This is a genomic window from Methylobrevis pamukkalensis, from assembly GCF_001720135.1.
Classification (GTDB): Bacteria; Pseudomonadota; Alphaproteobacteria; order Rhizobiales; family Pleomorphomonadaceae; genus Methylobrevis; species Methylobrevis pamukkalensis.
In genome coordinates this window covers 1-3,678 of sequence record NZ_MCRJ01000202.1, presented here as the reverse complement: position 1 = coordinate 3,678, position 3,678 = coordinate 1, and the positions used below count along the sequence as shown (strand labels likewise).

7 protein-coding genes and 1 pseudogene are annotated in these 3,678 nt (G+C 67.5%); 5 read left to right on the top strand and 3 right to left on the bottom strand.

The window, feature by feature from the left end; translation table 11 throughout:
- The 5 genes from A6302_RS22495 to A6302_RS25480 all read left to right on the top strand — a co-directional run.
- A partial coding sequence (locus A6302_RS22495) for a hypothetical protein (RefSeq protein ID WP_210183409.1) occupies positions 1–538 on the top strand: 538 nt, incomplete at its 5' end.
- Between the two features lie 9 nt (positions 539–547).
- Complete coding sequence (locus tag A6302_RS22490; RefSeq protein WP_141703992.1) at positions 548–661, top strand: PEP-CTERM sorting domain-containing protein; 114 nt, start codon at positions 548–550, stop codon at positions 659–661.
- Positions 662–772: 111 nt separating this feature from the next.
- Complete coding sequence (locus tag A6302_RS19660) at positions 773–1,060, top strand: hypothetical protein (protein ID WP_245294168.1); 288 nt, start codon at positions 773–775, stop codon at positions 1,058–1,060.
- On the top strand, positions 1,021–1,245 hold the full coding sequence (locus A6302_RS24980) for a hypothetical protein (RefSeq protein WP_245294167.1): 225 nt from the start codon (positions 1,021–1,023) through the stop codon (positions 1,243–1,245). The genes A6302_RS19660 and A6302_RS24980 overlap by 40 nt, the downstream gene beginning before the upstream one ends.
- Before the next feature lie 397 nt (positions 1,246–1,642).
- A complete protein-coding gene (locus A6302_RS25480; protein WP_280939475.1) occupies positions 1,643–1,774 on the top strand; it encodes a hypothetical protein in 132 nt (43 codons plus the stop codon).
- Positions 1,775–1,807: 33 nt separating this feature from the next.
- Here the strand turns inward: A6302_RS25480 and A6302_RS23255 are convergent, their stop codons facing one another.
- The 3 genes and pseudogenes from A6302_RS23255 to A6302_RS23745 all read right to left on the bottom strand — a co-directional run.
- A complete protein-coding gene (locus tag A6302_RS23255) occupies positions 1,808–2,095 on the bottom strand; it encodes a hypothetical protein (RefSeq protein ID WP_169833641.1) in 288 nt (95 codons plus the stop codon).
- Positions 2,096–2,703: 608 nt separating this feature from the next.
- Positions 2,704–3,408, bottom strand: coding sequence for a DUF6065 family protein (locus A6302_RS19650; RefSeq protein WP_069308441.1), 705 nt, complete (start codon positions 3,406–3,408; stop codon positions 2,704–2,706).
- A gap of 63 nt (positions 3,409–3,471) precedes the next feature.
- Positions 3,472–3,678, bottom strand: a pseudogene (locus A6302_RS23745) (hypothetical protein); the annotation flags it as partial.

Below are 3,678 nucleotides of genomic sequence, written 5' to 3'. Positions count from 1 at the left end.
GAAGGCGAGAAGGCCTTTGATCTCGGCCGCTGTCCTTGAACGCCTCCGCGACCCGGAGTCGGCCGAGCTTCGATGGTCGAGGCTGCTTCCGGCATCAACAGTCTATCGGGCCGAAGTAAATGCCCGGAACAGCCACGGCGGATTCGCTGGATTCGAAGGATTCACCGTTCATATCCAGCGGCGCCATGATCGGATCAGCAAGGCTTATGGCGTTCGTTTCGCCGGTGAACCGGAATTTCCAGGCGGTTCATCGCGGAATCTTTTGGGATCGGAGAGGGACGACATCCTTTCCCGCTTGCGCGAGGAGCTTACCGCCGCGGGGCTTCCCGATATTGCCCGTGAAGCCTTCATCTGGCCGAAGTACCCATTCGGATCTCACTATTGCGGATCTGTCCAAGGATCGGGCGTGTTCGCAACCTTCGCCCTGGCCGGCTCATTCAAGCTCGGCATGCCGCGCGTCGACAAGGTGGTCCTCGGGACCGACCTTCCGTCACGTGAGGCCGTCGACGAGTTGTGCGTCGCCGCGGGCTATCCGTGACGTGCCGCCATGGTCTCCGGCTATGACAAGTCCCCGCCCGATCCCGAGCCTTCCCCCTGGCTGGGCCTTGCCCTGGTCGCGATCGGCCTCGCGCTCGGCCTGACGCTGCGGTGGATCTGGTGACAACCCCGCGCGGCGCCCTCGCCGCAGTTGCAATCTGACGAGGGCTCGCCCTACACTTGCCCCTGCCGGCGGCTGGCCGGCTCAAGGGGCAACACCATGAAAATCAAGACGATGACCGCCATACTTGTGGCGGGCCTGTCGCTGTCGGCCTGCGCGTCCGTCATCCGCGGCACCACCGAGGACGTGCGCGTCGAGGTCGATCCGCCGGACGCCGCCATCGCCTCGTCCACCGGCCTTGCCTGCGCCGGCATCCCGTGCGTGATGAACGTCAGCCGCAAGACCGAGTTCAGCGTCACCGCGACGAAGACCGGCTATCGGAGCGAGACCGTCGAGGTGAAGACCGGCATTTCCGGCGCGGCATGGCCGGCACTGCCGGCAACATCATCCTCGGCGGCGTGATCGGCGTCGGCGTCGATGCCGTCACCGGCGCCACCCTCAGCCACACGCCGAATCCGGTGATCATCGCCCTCCAGCCGATCGACCCGAAGAGCAGCGCAACCCCGCCCGGTGACCGCATGATCATTGAACAGCGCCTCGCCGCCGAAAAGGCCGCGCGCAAGCCCGTCAGGCAGCCCGGCGTCTGATCCGTCCTGGCCCGGCGCCTCGACCCGCTTTCGACCGCGGTTCGAACCCCACCCGAACGGTCTTCCTGCCCCGCGCCCGCTGCCAATTCACCCTGCGCGCCGCCCCGGAAGCCCGTTCGGGTGTCCAAACCGCCCTTGCGCGCCGCTTTCCTGCCGCCCGCCGTCGATTTCGCCCGGTTTTCCGCCATCCCATCCGGAAATATCCCGCCAGATCCGGCCCAATCCGGCCTGCCGCCAACTGTCCAAACCAGTCAGCGTGTTACACAAATGCGCATGATGCGCGCGGCGCCGGGAATAACTCCGCGCGGCCTCCGTTCTTCTCCATGCGAGCGCACACGACAGCGTGTCCCGCGGCCGGAGCCGGGCTCCGGACCGACTGCAGCAATGGAGAAGACCGATGCTGAAGACCATCACGATCACCACCCTTGCCCTTGGCCTCACCAGCGGCGTCGCCGCCGCGGCGATGATGCCGGCCGCGCGGCCGCCCCGGCCCTCGGCGCCGCCGCCACCACCGCGCCCCTGCCGATGACCGCCATTGGCATCGGCGACGAGCGGGTCCAGTTCACGCTCGTCGACGACGACCGCCGCGACAAGCAGAAGAAGAGGAAGGCCAACGCGACCGCGACGACGATGACGACGACGACCGCAAGGGCAAGAAGAGCAAGAGCAAGAAGGGCAGTTCGTCGAACTCGAATTCGAACAGCTCGTCGAATTCCAACTCGAACGGCTCGTCCAACTCGAACTCCAACAGCTCCTCGAACTCGAACTCCAACAGCTCGTCCAACTCGAACAGCAATTCCAGCTCGAACGGTTCGTCCAACTCCAGCTCGAACAGCAGCTCGAACAGCAACTCCAACTCGGGCGACGACGACTGAGCCTCGCTGGCTTCGGGTTGCCTTCGAGGACCGCAATGCAGGGGACGGCCGGTGCGCAAGCACCGGCTGTTTCGCGTTTTTTTTGGGGGGGGGCGCCGTGTTCAGGCGCGCCCGGAGAGGGCGATGCAATGGCGCAGACCGCCGCCTCGACGTGCGGTGTTGATCCGGGCTGGCGTGGCGAGGCGAGGACCCACGGGGGCTTTCCCCTCGTCCTTCGAGACCGTCGCTGCGCGCCGTCCTCAGGATGAGGGGAAAGATTAATGCTTTGACAAGATTAGGCGATTTGTCGAAGGCCTCATCCTGAGGAAGCCGCGAAGCGGCTGTCTCGAAGGACGAGGCCGGATGCAAGACGTTGCAGGTGGAAGATGGTGGCCGGGTGCAAGACGAGGCCGGGCGTGCTGAGGTCGGGTGCGAGATCCTGACGTCCTTTCCGGACAGGCGGATCCGGACAGCGCGCATGGCAGCAAGGCACCTGCCCCTGCAAACGGCCAGAACCCGGTCGCCTCGCGGCGCCGGGTGCTGTCGTCCGTCGGATGATCGATCGTGGCAGACGCTGCGGCGTCGCCGCCTCGCCCGGCAGCCCTCAGCGGGCGGCGCGGGCGAAGCGGCGGTACCAGCCTTCGCCGGTGAGCGTGTTGCGGTGGACGACCTTGCGGTCGGCCATTTCCAGCGGGGTCTCGGCGGCGATCTCGCAGTCGATCGCGGTTGCCTCGCGGCGGAAGGGGATCACCTGCACCAGCGGGGTGCCCTTTTCCAGGACATGCAGCCCGTCCTCGCCGGTGGCGAAGAAGGGGAAATGGATGTGTGCGGTGTAGGTGTCGGTGTCGACCACCCCGGCCACCACCTCGAACAGCTTGCTCGGGCGGTTGAGCGGCGGCACGAACAGGCAGCTCCAGCCCTTCGGGGTGCGCACGGACCAGTAGTTGTGGAACTTGCAGGGGGGACGCGGCTCGGACGGATGGCCGGCCACCTGATGGCTGCCGTGGTTGCTGATCATCGGCTTGTCGAACTCCCAGCCGGCCTCCACGGTGCGTCCCTCGTCGCGGATGTCGAGGCGCACGCTGGCGGCGAGCGGCAGGATCCAGCCGGTGGTCATCGCGTCGAGGAAGGGCATGCAGCGCTTCACCGTCAGGCCGGTGTCGGTGACCGACCGCTGCTCGCGGTCGAAAGCCGGCAGCTTGCGGAACCAGTCCGGCATGTGGGTCTTGGCCGGCACCGGCTCGGCAATCACGCCCTTGTCCTCGGGCGCGCAGGTGAAGCGGATCAGCGGTTTCGGTCTTGCGAACATGGCTCGTCTCCTCTTCGCCGGCGCGAGGCCGGCATCGAGGAGGCAAACGGGCCGGCCGCGGGTTTATTCCCCCGCGGGCCGCAAATCCGCGTCGGGCCCGGCGGCCGGGTCCGGACCGGCGCCCCGGACCGCAGGATCGAGCGCCGCCTCGGCCGCGCCGCGTTCGGCCGTCGGCAGGGGGCTGGCGGCCGGCGCGCAGAGATCCGCGGCCTGGAGCAGGCCGAAGCCGAAGACCGGGTCGCGACCGGCCGCGCCGAGATCGCGGGCGGC